The 15,270-nt window shown below is 68.6% G+C and carries 14 protein-coding genes and 1 pseudogene; 7 read left to right on the top strand and 8 right to left on the bottom strand.

What is annotated here, in order from left to right; translation table 11 throughout:
* The first annotated feature begins 264 nt into the window (after positions 1-264).
* Both U5A56_RS13210 and hutC read left to right on the top strand, forming a co-directional pair.
* Entirely contained in the window at positions 265-1,029 is a 765-nt protein-coding gene (locus tag U5A56_RS13210; protein ID WP_321922750.1) for an SDR family oxidoreductase, read from the top strand.
* A gap of 44 nt (positions 1,030-1,073) precedes the next feature.
* On the top strand, positions 1,074-1,811 hold the full coding sequence (gene hutC / locus U5A56_RS13205; RefSeq protein ID WP_257772774.1) for a histidine utilization repressor: 738 nt from the start codon (positions 1,074-1,076) through the stop codon (positions 1,809-1,811).
* Between the two features lie 150 nt (positions 1,812-1,961).
* Here hutC and U5A56_RS13200 read toward each other — a convergent pair whose 3' ends face one another.
* Positions 1,962-2,810, bottom strand: a complete 849-nt coding sequence (locus tag U5A56_RS13200; protein ID WP_321922748.1) for a phytanoyl-CoA dioxygenase family protein — start codon at positions 2,808-2,810, stop codon at positions 1,962-1,964.
* A 55-nt stretch (positions 2,811-2,865) separates the two neighbouring features.
* Positions 2,866-3,669 carry an ABC transporter substrate-binding protein gene (locus tag U5A56_RS13195; protein WP_321797989.1) on the bottom strand — a complete coding sequence of 268 codons (804 nt, stop codon included), beginning with the start codon at positions 3,667-3,669 and terminating at the stop codon, positions 2,866-2,868.
* A gap of 602 nt (positions 3,670-4,271) precedes the next feature.
* Between U5A56_RS13195 and U5A56_RS13190 the strand changes: the two genes are divergently transcribed.
* Complete coding sequence (locus tag U5A56_RS13190; protein WP_321809933.1) at positions 4,272-5,138, top strand: LysR family transcriptional regulator; 867 nt, start codon at positions 4,272-4,274, stop codon at positions 5,136-5,138.
* A 61-nt stretch (positions 5,139-5,199) separates the two neighbouring features.
* Here the strand turns inward: U5A56_RS13190 and U5A56_RS13185 are convergent, their stop codons facing one another.
* The 3 genes from U5A56_RS13185 to U5A56_RS13175 all read right to left on the bottom strand — a co-directional run bounded on the left by U5A56_RS13185 (position 5,200) and on the right by U5A56_RS13175 (position 8,239).
* Positions 5,200-5,697, bottom strand: coding sequence for a nuclear transport factor 2 family protein (locus U5A56_RS13185; RefSeq protein WP_321922745.1), 498 nt, complete (start codon positions 5,695-5,697; stop codon positions 5,200-5,202).
* A gap of 65 nt (positions 5,698-5,762) precedes the next feature.
* Positions 5,763-6,947 carry an amidohydrolase family protein gene (locus U5A56_RS13180; protein ID WP_321797992.1) on the bottom strand — a complete coding sequence of 395 codons (1,185 nt, stop codon included), beginning with the start codon at positions 6,945-6,947 and terminating at the stop codon, positions 5,763-5,765.
* A gap of 92 nt (positions 6,948-7,039) precedes the next feature.
* Positions 7,040-8,239: an amidohydrolase family protein gene (locus tag U5A56_RS13175; protein WP_321922743.1), complete on the bottom strand. Its 1,200-nt coding sequence runs from the start codon at positions 8,237-8,239 to the stop codon at positions 7,040-7,042.
* 451 nt (positions 8,240-8,690) lie between these two features.
* Between U5A56_RS13175 and U5A56_RS13170 the strand changes: the two genes are divergently transcribed.
* The 3 genes from U5A56_RS13170 (at position 8,691) to U5A56_RS13160 (ending at position 10,539) form a co-directional block, all read left to right on the top strand.
* Positions 8,691-9,305 (top strand): glycine zipper 2TM domain-containing protein, encoded by a 615-nt coding sequence (locus U5A56_RS13170; RefSeq protein WP_044844961.1) that lies wholly within the window; start codon positions 8,691-8,693, stop codon positions 9,303-9,305.
* A 452-nt stretch (positions 9,306-9,757) separates the two neighbouring features.
* Positions 9,758-10,036, top strand: coding sequence for a hypothetical protein (locus U5A56_RS13165; protein ID WP_321922740.1), 279 nt, complete (start codon positions 9,758-9,760; stop codon positions 10,034-10,036).
* Positions 10,033-10,539 carry a GNAT family N-acetyltransferase gene (locus U5A56_RS13160; RefSeq protein ID WP_321922739.1) on the top strand — a complete coding sequence of 169 codons (507 nt, stop codon included), beginning with the start codon at positions 10,033-10,035 and terminating at the stop codon, positions 10,537-10,539. Before U5A56_RS13165 ends, U5A56_RS13160 begins: the two co-directional genes overlap by 4 nt.
* Positions 10,540-10,597: 58 nt before the next feature.
* Here U5A56_RS13160 and U5A56_RS37165 read toward each other — a convergent pair.
* Positions 10,598-10,777: pseudogene (locus U5A56_RS37165) on the bottom strand (hypothetical protein); the annotation flags it as partial.
* Between the two features lie 341 nt (positions 10,778-11,118).
* On the opposite strand from U5A56_RS37165, the gene U5A56_RS13150 reads away from it, so the two are divergent.
* Positions 11,119-12,477 (top strand): aspartate aminotransferase family protein, encoded by a 1,359-nt coding sequence (locus U5A56_RS13150; RefSeq protein ID WP_321798000.1) that lies wholly within the window; start codon positions 11,119-11,121, stop codon positions 12,475-12,477.
* A gap of 266 nt (positions 12,478-12,743) precedes the next feature.
* Here U5A56_RS13150 and U5A56_RS13145 read toward each other — a convergent pair whose 3' ends face one another.
* Together U5A56_RS13145 and U5A56_RS13140 are read right to left on the bottom strand one after the other, a co-directional pair.
* Positions 12,744-14,039, bottom strand: coding sequence for a serine hydrolase (locus U5A56_RS13145; protein WP_321922738.1), 1,296 nt, complete (start codon positions 14,037-14,039; stop codon positions 12,744-12,746).
* Positions 14,039-15,238 carry a serine hydrolase gene (locus tag U5A56_RS13140; RefSeq protein WP_321922735.1) on the bottom strand — a complete coding sequence of 400 codons (1,200 nt, stop codon included), beginning with the start codon at positions 15,236-15,238 and terminating at the stop codon, positions 14,039-14,041. The genes U5A56_RS13145 and U5A56_RS13140 overlap by 1 nt, the downstream gene beginning before the upstream one ends.
* Positions 15,239-15,270: the final 32 nt, after the last annotated feature.

The following is a 15,270-nucleotide window of genomic DNA, read 5'->3' as shown; positions in this document are numbered from 1 at the left end:
AACGGTTCGGCCGTGCGGCGGCGCACGACGACGCCTGCGTTCGGCCGCACGAACGCAGGCTCCACGCTCGCGCGCGGCGTCGTCCCGCGTTTGCGCGTCGCGCAGGCCGGCGCTACGATACGCGTTCACCCGGACACGCGGCGCGGCGCTCGGCCGGATTCGTCCACCAGGTCAATACCGTGCATCGCCCGTCCCGCACGCCGTGCCGCCTCGCCTGCGCGCCGCGCCTGTCGACACGCTTCAACCGTTCACTCGTTCACCGCCATGATCGCCTCCTCTCTCGCGCCGCACGTGCGCGCCATCGTCACCGGACACACGCGCGGCCTCGGCGCGTCGCTTGCCGAACAATTGCTGCAGGAAGGCATCGCTGTGCTCGGCGTGTCGCGCAGCCGTCATCCGTCGCTCGCCGCGCAGGCCGGCGACCGTTTCGCCGAAATCGAACTCGATCTGTCGGACACGTCGGCCGTCGCGGCCTGGCTCGCCGGCGACACGCTGCGCCGCTTCGTCGACGGCGCGTCGATCGTGCTGCTCTTCAACAACGCGGGCATCGTCGATCCGATCGGGCCGCTCGCCGCGCAGGACCCGGCGCTCGTCGCGCGCGCGGTCGGCCTGAACGTCGCGGCGCCGCTGATGCTGTCGGCCGCGCTCGTGCAGGCGGCAGCGGCGCCGACCGAATGCCGGATCCTGCACGTGTCGAGCGGCGCCGCGCGCAACGCGTACGCGGGCTGGAGCGTCTACTGCGCGACCAAGGCCGCGCTCGATCATCACGCGCGCGCCGTCGCGCTCGATGCGAACCGCGCGCTGCGGATCTGCAGCGTCGCGCCGGGCGTCGTCGATACGGGCATGCAGGCAACGATCCGCTCGACCAGCGAAGCGAACTTCCCGATGCGCGAGAAATTCGACGAACTGAAGTCGAGCGGCGCGCTGTCGACGCCCGAGGCGGCCGCGCGACAACTGATCGGCTATGCGCTGAGCGATGCGTTCGGATCCGTGCCGACGGCCGACGTTCGCGAACTGCCCGCGTCCTGATCCGGGATAGAATTTCGCGATTGCCCTTCCCCGAGGATCCCCCGATGGTCACGAAGACCACCGCACCGTTCCAGCAGATCAAGACGCTCGTTCGCCAGAACGTCGATGCGGGCGACTGGCGCCCGGGGGACCGCATTCCGTCCGAGCTCGATCTCGCCGCGCAATTCGGCGTCGCGCGCATGACGGTCAACCGCGCGCTGCGCGAGCTGACCGAGGAAGGCGTGCTGAAGCGCATCGCGGGCGTCGGCACCTTCGTCGCCGAGGCGAAGCCGCAGTCGAACCTGCTGATGATCGCGCACATCCGCGACGAGATCCGGGCGCGCGGCCACGAGTACCGCTGCCGCGTGCTCAGCCAGTCGCGCGAGCCCGCGTCGTTCGACGTCGCGGCCGCGTTCGGGCTGGCGGTCAACACGCCGGTGTTTCACGTGGTGTGCGTACACGAGGAAAACGGCCGCCCGATCCAGCTCGAGGATCGCTACGTGAACCCGGCCGCCGCGCCCGAATTCATCGATCAGGATTTCCAGGCCGAGCCGCCGTCCGAATACCTGTTCAACAACGTGTCGCACTACGAACTGGAGATCGAGCACGTGGTCGACGCGTCGCTGCCGTCCGGCGAACAGGCGCGGCTGCTCGACATGCGCGCCGACGAGCCGTGCCTCACGCTCACGCGCCGCACCTGGACGAACGGGCTGCCCGTCACGTTCGTGCACTTCCTGCATCCGGGCAACCGCTACCGGCTCGGCTCGCGCTTCAAGCCGGGCGCCGGACGTCACCAGACCTGAACCTTCTTCAGCGCGGGTAAAAGACCACGCGCGGCGCGCCGCTTCGCGAAGAAACGGCCACCGCGCGCATGACGTCGCTGAATGTCGCTTGACGTGGCTTGCGTGGCTTGACGTCGCTCGATGTCGCGTGACGTCGTCGATCCGCGCCGCTCAGATCGCCCCGACCTGCCCCGCGCCGCGCGACCATACGACCGGAAACAGCGCATGCTCGAGCGGCGCGCCGTCGGGCAGTTCGTCGGCCAGTCCCGGGAAATCGGGCGACGTCTTCCAGCGGCGCGGCGCGTGACGGATATCGTCGCCGACGAAGCGGATCGAGAACGCGCGCCGGCGGTTCTGCGTCCCGCCCGACGCATGCAGCGTCAGCATCCGGAAGCACACCATGTCGCCCGGCTCGAGCGCCCAGTGACGGATCGGGAACGCCGAACGGTCGGCTTCGATGTCGGGCAGGTCGGCGAGGCTGCCTTCCGGGAACCACTTCGCCTCCTTGTCCATGAACGTGCGCGGCATCAGCCACGGCCCCTGGTGCGAACCCGCGACGAATTCCAGCGTCGATTCGAGCGGCACCGGATCGACCGGAATCCACATGCTGACGTTGTCGTCGCCTTCGATGTTGTAGTACGGCTGGTCCTGGTGCCACGGCGTGCGCTGCCGCGTGCCGGGCTCCTTCACGAGCAGGTGGTCATGATGCAGCCGCACCGTCTGCGTGCCCATCAGCGCCGCGGCCACCGACGGCGCGGGCGAACGCACGATGAAGTCGCGATACGCGTCGTTGTGCTGCCAGTTGCAGAAGTCCTCGAAGAACCAGCCCGGATCGTCGGGCCGGCTCGCGACCTTCGCGCGCGCGCTCGGCTGCGCGAGGTTCGCGTCGATGCCGGCACGCAGCGCGGCCACTTCGTCGGGCGAGAAGATGCCCTTGATGCATACCGCGCCTTCGTCGCGGAAGGCGGCGATCAGTTCGGGCGTCACGGCTTGCGCGACGCGTTCCTGGATACTCGTCATGGGTTGCCTGTCGATTGATTGAGCCACGGGGTCATGGAATGGCAGGGTCACGGGTTCACGGCGCGGAAGTCAGCTGCTGCTTTGCGCCGTAGATGTCGAAGTCGAAATATTTCGCGGCGATCTTCTGGTACGTGCCATTCGCGCGGATCGCGACGATCGCGTCGTTCAGCCGCTTCTTCATGTCGGCGTCGCCCTTGCGCACGCCCATCGCGACGCCGTAGCCGGTGATGCGCACGTCGGTCACGTCGGGGCCCGCGAATGCATAACCCTTGCCGCGCGGCGTCTTCAGGAACGAATAGCCGGCCTGCGTCTTGTCCTGGAAGGTCGCGTCGAGACGGCCGTTCACCAGATCCTGATACACCTGGTCCTGGTTCTGGTACGACACGATCGTCACGCCCTGGGTCGCCCATTCGGCCTTCGCGTAGGCCTCCTGCGTCGTGCCCTGGTCGATCCCGACGCGCTTGCCCGCAAGCGACGCCGCGGTCGGCAGCAGCTTCGAGCCGGCCGGTGCGACGAGCGCGCCCGGCGACGCATACAGCTTGTTCGAGAAGTCGATCTGCTTGAGCCGCTCGTCGGTGGCCGTCATCGCGGACATGATCACGTCGAACTTGCGCGCGCGCAGCGCCGGAATCATTCCGTCGAAACCCTGCTCGACCCACACGCATTTCGCGCGCAGCTGCTCGCAGATCGCATTGCGCAGGTCGATGTCGAAGCCGGCGAGCGAGCCGTCGGGCTGCTTCGCCTCGAACGGCGGATAGGTGGGATCGATGCCCCAGCGGATCGTCGCCGTGTCCTGCGCGAACGAGACGAGCGGCGCGAACGCCAGCGCGGAAGCGAGAAGCCTTGCAGTGCGGTTCATGGTGTGTCCTTTTGGTCTCGACGTGGCGGGGGAAGGCGCCGGGCGTCCGTTGGGGAGCGTCGTGCCGGCTGGCCCGGCGCGGTACGCGAAAGACAGGGACTTCGATGGAGCTGCGATGCAGTCTAGACCGCTTGATTTTCGAGCGCAAGCGGAAGGAATAGAGGTGCGGCCGACCAGGAGAATTGGACGGAGAGATCGCCAAGAAAGAGCGATGTAACACGACATATGCAACAATTTACGATAATTTTCCTGGCGTTCAGGCGTTTACCCGATAATGTGCACAGTCGGCCGAGAGTAGGTTCGATTCGATATCCACAAGCCGTGGCGGTCCAAATTTCACGGTGAATCAGACCGCCACCCATCGTTGGCTGCCGAAAGGCGGCCTTCCGATCTATACCACCTCGATGCTACCGCGCTCCCGCCGCCATCAGGCCGCGCAGCGCCGGCGAGCGTGCCGACGATCGCCATCCGTTTGAAAAGCAAGTCCGCCCGCACAGCCGCGCCGGGTCCGGCGAAACCGCGATTGCCCGCGATCTCGGGCCATGTTAAAAGTCGTCGCACGCATTTGAAAATGAAATGCTCGAACCCGCAAAAGTGCAGAAATGAATAGACCTTTGTTCGACCTCGACCTGTTGCGCGCGCTCGTGATGGTCGCCGACTGCGGCAGCTTCACGACCGCGTCCGCGCGCCTGCATTCGACGCAGTCGACGGTCAGCCAGAAGGTGCGGCGGCTGGAGGAGATCGCCGGGCATCGCCTGCTCGACCGCGGCACGCGCGACGTGCGGCCGACCGACGCCGGCGTGACGGTGCTCAGCTACGCGCGGCGCATGATCGCGCTGAACGACGAGATGCTGGAAGCGCTGTCCGGCGCGACCGTCGCGCTGACGATCCGGCTCGGCGTGCCCGACGATTTCGCGGCGGGCCGCACGACGCATGCGCTTGCCGCGTTCAAGCGCGATCATCCGCAGGTGAAGCTCGAGGTGACGTGCGGGCTGAGCCGCGACATCTGTGCGGCCTACGATCGCGGCGAGCTCGATCTCGTGCTGATCAAGCAGCGGCGCGACAGCCGCGAGGCGGTGGTGCGCTGGCCGGAGAAACTGCGCTGGATCGACAGCGCGCAGCATCCGACGATCGACCTCGATCCGGTGCCGATCGTCGTGTTCCCGCCGCGCGGGCTTTATCGCGACGACATGATCAAGGCGATCGAGGAACGCGGCCGCCGCTGGCGGATCAGCTTCACGACGTCGAGCCTGAGCGGGATCCAGGCAGCCGTCGCGGACGGGCTCGGCATCAGCGTGCTGCCCGCGCGCGTGGTGACCGACGAGCACGTCGTGCTGACCGACGCGCACGGCGGATTCGCGCCGATCGAGCACATGGACATCGCGATCCTGCATCGGCCGACCGCCGATCCGATGGTCAGCGAACTGACGAAGGCGCTCGCAACGATGCTGGAGCACGAGCAGGAATGAGCGCAGCGATGCGGGCGGGCATCGACCGGGCGGCGGCGCATGTCGAGAAAACCGACGCCCGTCAGAACATCGTGTTCCCGTTCGCCGCCTGCTCCAGCACCGGCTGGTTCACGTCCCAGTGTTCGACGATCTTGCCGTGTTCGAGCCGGAAGATGTCCACGATCGCGCTGCCGCGCGTGCCGGGTTCGCGCACCGCGTGCACGTGCAGGATCACGTAGTCGCCGTCGACGAACGAGCGCGTGATCTCGCTGTGCGACTGCGGATACTTGTCGCGCAGGAACGCGACGAACTTTCGAAAACCGTCGCGGCCGTCGGCCGCGTTCGGGTTGTGCTGCACGTACCGGTCGCCGACGTACGCGAGGGCGGCATCCGCATCCTTCTCGTTCAGGCCTTTCTCGTAGAACGCGAGCACCGTGCGGCGATTCGCTTCCTGCTGCGCGCTGTCCGCACCGCCCGCACCATCCTGGCCGGCCGCCATTGCGTGCGCGGCCGCCGCTGCGAACGTCGCCGCGACGATCCATCCTGCGGCCCGTGCGGCCATCGTGCGTGTGCGTCGCATCGTCGTCTCCCGGAAGATCAGGCTGAAGGAAGCCCGATCATAACCGGCACGATGCGGCGCCCGGTTCAGACCAGCGCGCCGTCGCGCGCGACGATCTTCCCCGACGACACGACGAGCCGCCGCGTCGGCCGCGCGACGACGGCCTCGGCGAACGTCAGTGCATCGACCAGCACGACGTCCGCGCGCTTGCCTGCTTCCAGACCATAGTCGGCGAAGCCGCAACCGCGTGCCGCACCGTGCGTCACGCAGTCGAGCGCGACTTCGAGCGCGTCGTCGCGGCGGAAATCGTTGCGCATGCCGATCAGCATCGCGCGTTCGAGCATGTCGGGCGAGCCGTACGGCGTCCACGTGTCGCGCACGCCGTCGTTGCCGCCGATCACGGTCACGCCGGCCGCGCGGCACGCAACGACCGACGGCACCGGCACCGCGGCCGGCGCGGTCGTGACGATCGCGACGCCGAGTTCGGCCATCCGCGCGAGCAGCGCGTCGCGCTCGCGCTCGGCGATGTCGCCGAGGCAGAAGCCGTGGCTGATCGTGACCTTGCCCTGCATGCCGAGCGCGGCTGTGCGCTGCAAGATGAGATCGAGCGAATACGCGCCCATCGATCCGCGTTCGTGCAGATGCAGGTCGAGGCCGCGGCCATGACGCTCGGCGATTCCGAACAGCACGTCGACCGCTTCGACCGGATCGCCTTCGATCGCGCACGGGTCGAGGCCGCCGAGCAGGTCGGCGCCCGCGCCGAGCGCGTCGGACAGCAGCGCGGCCGTGCCGGGCCGCTTGAGCACGCCCGACTGCGGAAACGCGACGATCTGGATTTCCACCTGGCCGCGCAGCGTCTCGCGCGTCGCGAGCACGCCGTGCAGATGGCGCAGCCCGGCTTCGGTGTCGACGTCGACGTGCGTGCGGATGCGCGTCGTGCCGGCCGCGAGGAACGCGCGCGACAGCGCGAGCGACGCGGCGCCCGCGTCATGGCCGCTCGTCGCGCGGTAGTGACGCTCGTTCTCGATGCGGTCGACGAGGCGCGGCCCCACCGCGTTGCGATACCACGGCATCCCCCAGTGGGTCTTGTCGAGGTGCGTGTGGCCTTCGACGAGGCCGGGCAGCGCGAGCGCGCCCGCGCCGTCCTCGATCGCGCAGCCGGCGGGCGCGTCGAGCGACGGGCCGACGCGCGCGATGCGCTCGCCGTCGATCAGGATGTCGAGCGCTTCGTCGGCGTGCGTGCGGACGTTGCGGATCAGCAGGTTCGTCATGTCGGTTCCGGTGTGGTCGGTCAGTCGGTCGGTCAGTCGGTCAGTCAGTACGAAGCAGCCGCGATGCACGCACCGCGACGGCGGTCGGGTCGTCAGCGCGTGAAACGCAGCGCCGGCGCGAACGGCGCGCCGGTGTCGCTTTCGCCGCGCCGGAACACCCAGCGTTCGGCCGGCACGCCGGCGACGGCGGCCGCCGCATTCGGCGCGCGCACCGCGACGAAGCTCGCGTCGCAGCCGACCGCGATGCCGTAGTGCGCGAGGCCGAGCGCGCGCGCGCCGGCGTGCGTCGCCATGTCGAGCGCGATGCCGAGCGCTTCGTCGGTAAAGAAGCCCGAGCGGTAGCCGACCATCATCGCGCGCTGCAGCATGTCGCCGTTGCCGTACGGCCACCACGCGTCGCGAATGTTGTCGTTGCCGGCGAACACGTGGACGCCCGCGTTGCGCAGTTGCTGAACCGGCGGGAATGCGCAGTCGCCCGGCGCGTTGGTCAGGATCGACACGCCGGCGTCGGCGAGTGCGGCGGCCGCACGCTCGACGTCGCCATGTTCGACCTGGCCGAGCGCATACGCGTGGCTCACGTTCACGCGGCCGCCGAGGCCGGCCGCGCGCGTGCGCGCCGCGATCCGCAGCAGTTGCGCGACGCCGGTCTCGCCCGGTTCGTGCAGGTGGATGTCGATCTTCGCGCCGCGCTTCTCGGCGATGCCGAACACGATGTCGAGCTGGCCGTCCGCGTCGCCGTCGAGCGTCGTCGGGTCGATCCCGCCGACCACGTCCGCGCCTTCGCGCACGGCCGCATCGAGGATCGCGGCGGTGCCCGGGCACGTCACCACGCCGGCCTGCGGAAACGCGACCAGTTCGATGTCGACGATCCCGCGCCACTGTTCGCGCGCGGCCATCACGGCGTGCAGGTTCGACAGGCCGGTCGTCGCGTCGACGTCGACGTGGCTGCGCATCGCGATCGTGCCGAACGCGGCGGCCTGCGCGATCAGCGCATTCGCGCGCTCGACGATCGGCGGCGCGGCCGCGAGCTGGCGCTTCTCGACCACGAGTCGCTCGCGCAGCGACTCGACCGATTGGTGCGGCACCCAGCGGTCGCCGACGAAACTCTTGTCGAGATGGATGTGGCCGTCGACGAAGCCGGACAGCACGACGCGGCCGCCGAGGTCGATCGTTTCGGCGCCGGGCGCGGCAGTGCAAGCGGCGCCGATCGCGACGAAGCGGCCGTCATGGACGACGAGGTTGACGGGCCGGCCGCCGGCATCGACGGCGTTGGTGAAGAAGCGATCGGTCATGAGTCGGAATGAGTGGGGCGGCCGCTGCGCGACGCCGACGCGGACAGGGGAAGGCACCGCAGCCGGCACGGCGCGACCGTTGGCAGGGATGTGCGGTCACGATATCGGACGGGGCGGCCAGTGGCCAATTAAATGTCGCGATGCCGGGCATTCGATTTCGCGATATGCGGGCGAGCTGCCTGTCGGGCGTGGCGCGAAGATGGGGCGTGATCACCGCGCGGGCGTGCGCCGGTGCCGATCGTCGCGCAATCGGCGCCCTCACGCGGCTGCCGGACGGCGAACCGCATCGTCGAATCTCGGCCGCGCCGCACCGCGATTTGCGCGGCAACAGACTTTACACGTTGTTACCCGGCCGCACCGGACGCGCATCCGCCCATTCCTTATACTCACGCCGAGTTCGCCACCCGTCCCGGTATTCGTCGGCGAACACGTTGCCGATGCAGGAAACATCATGATGCGCATGCCTTCCACGAAGACCGTTCTGTTCGCCACGCTCGTCGCCGTGGCGGCGCTTCCGCTGACCGCCTGTGTCGCGCCGGGCTACTACGGCGCGCAACCGGGCTATCCGCAGCAGCAGTACGCGACGCCCGGCTACGCGCAACCCGCGTATTCGCAACCGGGCTACGTGCAGCCGCAGCAGCCGGCCTATCCGAACCAGGCGCCGCAGTACGACCAGTACGGCAACCCGCAGCCTTACGGCGGCCAGTACGGCAACGGCTACGGCACGCAATACGGCACCGTCGCGAACATCCAGCCGATCAACGGCTCGGTCGGCACGTCGGGCGTCGCCGGCACCGTCGTCGGTGCGCTGGTCGGCGGCCTGGTGGGCAACCAGTTCGGCCGCGGCCACGGCCGCGATGCGGCCACCGTGATCGGCGCGCTCGGCGGCGCCGTCGCCGGCAACCAGATCGGTCAGCAGATGGGCGCGGCCCAACCGCCGAGCAGCTACCGGATCGACGTGCGGGTAAGCGACGGCTCGACGCGCTCGTTCGACGTGCAGTCGCCGGGCGACCTGCGTCCGGGCGATCGTGTGCAGATCAACGGGAATCAGTTGTCGCGGTATTGATGCGGGTCGCATGCGCCTGAGTTGATCGGGTGCATCACACGTATCGCGCGCACATCACGTCGCAGAGGCGGTATTGATGCGGGTCGCGTGCGCCTGAGTTGATCGGGTGCATCACACGTATCGCGGACACCTCACGTCGCAGAGGTGGTATCGATGCGGGTCGCATGCGCCTGAGTTGATCGGGTGCATCACACGTATCGCGGACACCGCACGTCGCGGAGGCGGTGTCGATGCGGGTCGCATGCGCCTGAGTTGATCGGGTGCATCACATATATCGCGGACACTTCACGTCGCGGACGTATTTCGCGTGCTCAGCGGTGCTTCGGCGCAACGGCGGGCACGCGCTTCACTTCATCCCCCTTCCACGAGTCGGCGCGGCATGCCTGTCGCGCACGGCACTGCGTCGTCACGTTCCTCACGTCGCGCGCCACCCGCGGTCGCGGTCGCATCCAATGCAACGGCAGGTGCGTTCGCATCATCCGGCTCATTTCCGCGTGCATGCGTTCGGCGCCGCGTGCGATTGCCCGCAGACTTCGCGAACACGCATCGATTCTCCACGCGTCATCCCCGCCATCATTCGCGCCTCGGTACAGCGCTTCACGCCTGTCGATGCGGCATGTCGAACGCACCAGCAAATGCGTGTGTTTCCGATTAGCATGGTCGATGCCCTGCCGCGCACCGCGCCGCAGATTCCGACCTTCCGGCACACCAACGACAACACCGACCGATGATCACGATCCGCCTGCTCGATGCCGCCGACGCGGCGCAATTCCAGTCCGTCCGCCTGCGCGCGGTCGCCACGTCGCCAACTTCGTTCCTGCCGACCCGCGACGAGGAAGCCGGCGTCCCGGTCGACGAATTCGCGACGCGCATCACGCCCACCCACGAGCGCGCCGTGTTCGGCGCATTCGCCGACGCATCGCTCGTCGGCATCACGGGCGTGCGCCGCGACGCGCGCGCCAAGGTCGCGCACAAGGCGACGATCTGGGGCGTGTTCGTCGACCCCGCGTACCGCGGCCGCGGCATTGCGCAATCGCTGCTCGATAGCGCGACCGTGCACGCGGTACAGGCTTGGGAATGCAGGCAACTGATGCTGTGCGTCAACGAGATCAACGGCACCGCGGAACGGCTGTATGCGTCGCAGGGGTTCGTCCGGTTCGGCACGGAACCGCGCTCGCTGTTCGTCGACGGCCGCTTCTACGATGAACACCACATGGTCAAGACGCTCGCATGATGCGTCGCGATCGCATGCATCGGCCGTCCGCACGCGATCGCACTCCTGCCCCGTCACGTCACCGCGTTTCGCCGATCGTCGTGTTGACCGCCTGCCCGGCGATCGACACGTTCGTCAGCGTCATCGCGCTCACGTTGAATGCATGGATCGGCCCCGGCGACGTGACGGTCGGCGAGCGCGCCGGTCCAGCCGATGAAGGCGCGACGCGAGCGATCGGACGGGTGAAGACGAAGGGCGGCGGCTTGCGGCCGTGGGTGCGACTCCTTCAGCGGTTCAGGTATCGACACGCCGGGCGGCATATCTCTACTCATACGTCGTCACACCACATTGCGAAGTCCAGACATGGTCGCCACCGCGTACATGACGGTCGTTTACCCCACTTTTACCGATACCTCGCCCCGTATGTGTGCGCACACTCACTTCCTGATCGGCCTACATAGATATCCGTTGTCGTATGTTTATGCGCAAAAACTCCACGTCTGACGGATACACGGTCGAGTCCGAATCGACCACGCGCATGGAATATGACAAGCTCGCGGAGACCTCACTCTTCCATTCAAACCGTCACAGGAGCCTCAATTGCAGACCCGCCACGGAGTCGACCTCATCCGCGCCCGCGCGCTGTTCGATCGCGAGCGCCGTGCATTCACCGAAGCCATGCCGATCTCCCGCGCGTTGTCCGCGGAAGCGTCCGAGCATTTGCTGTTCGGCGTGCCGCTGCACTGGATGCAGGACTGGTCGACCCCGTTCTCGCTGGTCGTGAAGGAGGCGCGCGGCGCGACCTTCACCGACGTCGACGGTCATCGTTACGCGGACTTCTGTCTCGGCGACACGGGTGCGATGTTCGGCCATGCGCCCGAGCCGGTCGCACGCGCGCTCGCCGAACAGGCGACGCGCGGCTACACGACGATGCTGCCGAGCGAGGACGCCGCCTGGGTGTCGCGCGAACTCGCGCGCCGCTTCAGGCTGCCGGTCTGGCAGTTCGCGCTGAGCGCGAGCGACGCGAATCGCTTCGTGCTGCGCTGGGCGCGCGCGGCCACCGGCCGCAACACGATCGTCGTGTTCAACGGCTGCTATCACGGTACGGTCGACGACGTGTTCGTCGATCTCGTCGACGGCCGCCCGGTGCAGCGCGACAGCCTGCTCGGGCAGTCCTACGACCTGCTCGCGAACACACGCGTGGTCGAGTTCAACGATCTGGCCGCGCTCGAGGCGGCGCTGAAGGATGGCGACGTCGCATGCGTGCTCGCCGAGCCGGCAATGACGAACATCGGGATGGTGCTGCCCGAGCCGGGCTTCTGGGAGGCGGCGCGCGACCTCACGCGCCGCTACGGCACGCTGCTCGTGATCGACGAAACCCACACGATCAGCAGCGGCCCGGGCGGCTACGCGGCCGCGCACGGTCTCGAACCGGACGCGCTGGTGGTCGGCAAGCCGATCGCGGGCGGCGTGCCGTGCGCGGTGTACGGGTTCAGCGCCGACTTCGCGGAACGCGCGAAACAGGCGAAGCTGAGCGCACCGCCCGGCCATTCCGGGATCGGCACGACGCTCACCGCGAACATGCTCGCGATGCATGCGATGCGCGCGACGCTCGCCGACGTCGCGACCGATGCCGCGTATGCGCATATGTTCGCGCTCGCCGCGCGGCTCGCGGCCGGGCTCGAACAGGCGATCGCAAAACACGGGCTGCCGTGGTGCGTGACGCGCATCGGCGCACGCACCGAGTTCCAGTTCACGCCGGTGCCGCCACGCAACGGCACGATCGCGGGCGAGCAGCTCGACAGCGAACTCGAGCACATCGTGCATCTGTATCTGCTGAACCGCGGCGTGCTGATCACGCCGTTCCACAACATGATGCTCGTATGTCCGCAGACGACAGCCGACGATGTCGACACGCTCGTCGCGCAGTTCGACGCGTGCCTGGGTGAACTGGTGTGATGTGAGACACGCGGTGCGTCCGGCTCGCCTGCATCGGGCCGACCGGACGCATGCCCGACGCTACTTCAGCAGATCCGTCGAATCGACCGGCGTGCCCAGCGCGCCCACGGAGCCCGCACTCACTTCCCGCTCCGCACGCAGCGCCCCACACGTATCGATGCGGCCACTTCAGCAAATCGGTCGAATCGACCTGCGCGCCCAGCACGCCCACGGAGCACGCACTCACTTCCCGCTCCGCACGCAGCGCCGCACACGTATCGACGCGCCTACTTCGGCAGATCGGTCGGATCGACCTGCGTGCCGGGCACGCCCGCGGTGCGCGCACTCACTTCGAGTTCGTCGCGCAGCGCCGCACGCGTATCGCCGCCGCCCTGCCCCGACACCGCACCGCCATCGAGCGACGGCAGGATGTAACCGTTCACCATCCGCCGGAACAGCTTCACGTTCTCCGCGTCGCGCAGGCCGCCGTCCACCGGCAGCACGCCCGTCATCACGATCACCGTATTGCGCTTCGGCAGCACCGTGATGAATTGCCCCTTGAAGCCCATCGCGTCGAATTCCGGCTCGCTGTCGACGATGTTGTTGATCCACCAGTAGTAGCCGAATTGCGGCGACACGCGCGGCGCCGTCATCTGCGCGATCCACGCCTGCGGCACCACCTGCCGCCCCTGCCAGCGCCCGCCGTCGAGCACGAGCATGCCGATCTTCGCCATGTCGACGGCACGCAGCCGCAGCCCCCAGCCGGCCGACACGAGCCCCGTGCGGTCCGCACGCTCCCATGCCGCGCGCCTCATGTCGAGCGGGCCGAACAGATTCGTGCGCGCATAGCGCTCGACGGGCTCGCCGGCCGCCGCGCTCAACATCGCCGACGCGAGAATCGGGTTCACGTCGGTGTACTCGAATACGGTGCCCGGCGCGACCTTCGGCGCGGCCGACGCGGCGAGCTTCAGCCGGTCCGGCGCCGTGTAGTAGATCGGATCGTCCTTCGGGCTGAAGTCGTAATGCAGGCCGCTCGACATCGACAGCACGTGTTTCAGCTCGATGCCGCGCTTGTCCGCGAGCGCGCCGCCGAGCTCGGGGCGCCACGCGGCGAGCCGCGCGGCCACCGGCTCGTCGAGCTGCACGGCGCCCTGTTCGACCAGGATGCCGGCGACGAGCGACGTCACGGCCTTCGTCACCGAGTACAGCTCGTAGGTCGAGTCGCGCGACGCGTTCGCGCCGTAGCGCTCGAAGATCAGCTTGCCGTCCTTCACGACGAGCAGGCTGTACACGTCGAGCTTCTGCTCGCGGATCCAGCGCGACAGCGCGACGAGCCTGCGCGAATCGACGCCGACGTCTTCGGGCGCGGCCGCCGCGATGCCGGTTTCATGCAGCGGCGGCAGCGGCAACGCGTCGGCCGCGTGCGCCACGGACAGTATCGGTGCCGATGCCGACGCCAGCGCCCCGCCGCCGATCAGCAACGCGGCAACCCGCGCGAGCAGCCGGCGCATGAACGGCGCAGCGGGCCGCCGCGCATCGGAACGCCACGCGGACGAATGGTCACTGAAGTTTGCAATCCTCATCAAATCTCCGGTGCATCGTTGAACGCGGTGGCGGTACCCGGCACTCCCTTCGTCTGCCGGCTGCGCTTGAGTTCGTCGCGCAGCGCCTGCGTGGCTGCCGCGCTTTCGACCGGCGGCCGCGGGGGCGTGAGCGCCGGCAGGATGTAGTCGCCGACCATCCGCCGATAGAGGTTCAGGTAGGTCGCGTCGCGCAAGCCGCCGTCGGTCGGCAGCAGGCTCGTCATCACGACGACTGCGCGCTGCGCGGGCAGCACCGTGATGAACTGCCCCTTGAAGCCCATCGCGCCGAATTCCGGCGTGCCGTGCTCGACGACATGGCCGATCCAGCAGTAGTAGCCGTAGTCGGCCGCGGCCGGCGATGGCGTCGTCATCTGCCGGACCCAGCCGGCCGGCACGACCTGCTTGCCGTTCCAGCGGCCGTTGTCGAGCAGCAGCATGCCGATCTTCGCCATGTCGACGGCACGCAGCCGCAGGCCCCAGCCGCCCGCCACCGCGCCGGTGCCGTCGGCGCCGCTCCAGCGGTAGTGCGCGAAGCCGAGCGGCTCGAACAGCCGCCTGCGCGCGAAGTCGTCCTCCCGCTCCCGCGCGGCGATCGACACGGCCGTGCCGACCAGCACCGGGTTCACGTCGATGTAGTCGAAGTGCGTGCCGGGCGGCTGCGCGGCGCGGCTCGTCACGGCAACCTGCAGCCGGTCGGGCGCGTCGTAGTACAGCGGATCGGTGCCTTCGCGCGTCGTGTAGCGCAACCCGCTCGACATCGACATCAGGTGCCGCAGCTCGATATCCTGCTTGTCCGCGAGTTCGCTCGCGAGATCGGGCCGCGCGGCCGCGATCAGCGGCGCGACCTTCGTCGACGGGCCAAGCTTGCCTTCGCCGTCGAGAATGCCGGCGAGCAGCGCGGTGATCGTCTTCGTCACCGAATACAGCTCGTAGTTGTTGTCGCGCGTGAGGCCGTCGCCGTAGCGCTCGAACACGATCTTGCCGTCCTTCACGACGACGAGGCTGCGCACGTCCATCCGGTCGCGGCGCAGCCATTCGGACAGCCGCACGAGCGGCGCCGAATCGACGCCGGCCGACTCGGGCACGACGCTTGGCGGGTCCTGCGGCGCGCCGCCGGCAGCCAGCGCCGGGCCGCCGCCGCATGACCCGGCGACGATCGCCGCGGCCGCGAGGCCGCGCATTGCGAGGGAAACGCTCATCGTAGCTCCTGTTGAAACGGCGCCCGCCGCGT

This window comes from Burkholderia sp. BCC1998 (assembly GCF_905339875.1).
Classification (GTDB): domain Bacteria; phylum Pseudomonadota; class Gammaproteobacteria; order Burkholderiales; family Burkholderiaceae; genus Burkholderia.
This window is presented reverse-complemented; position numbering and strand designations above follow the sequence as displayed.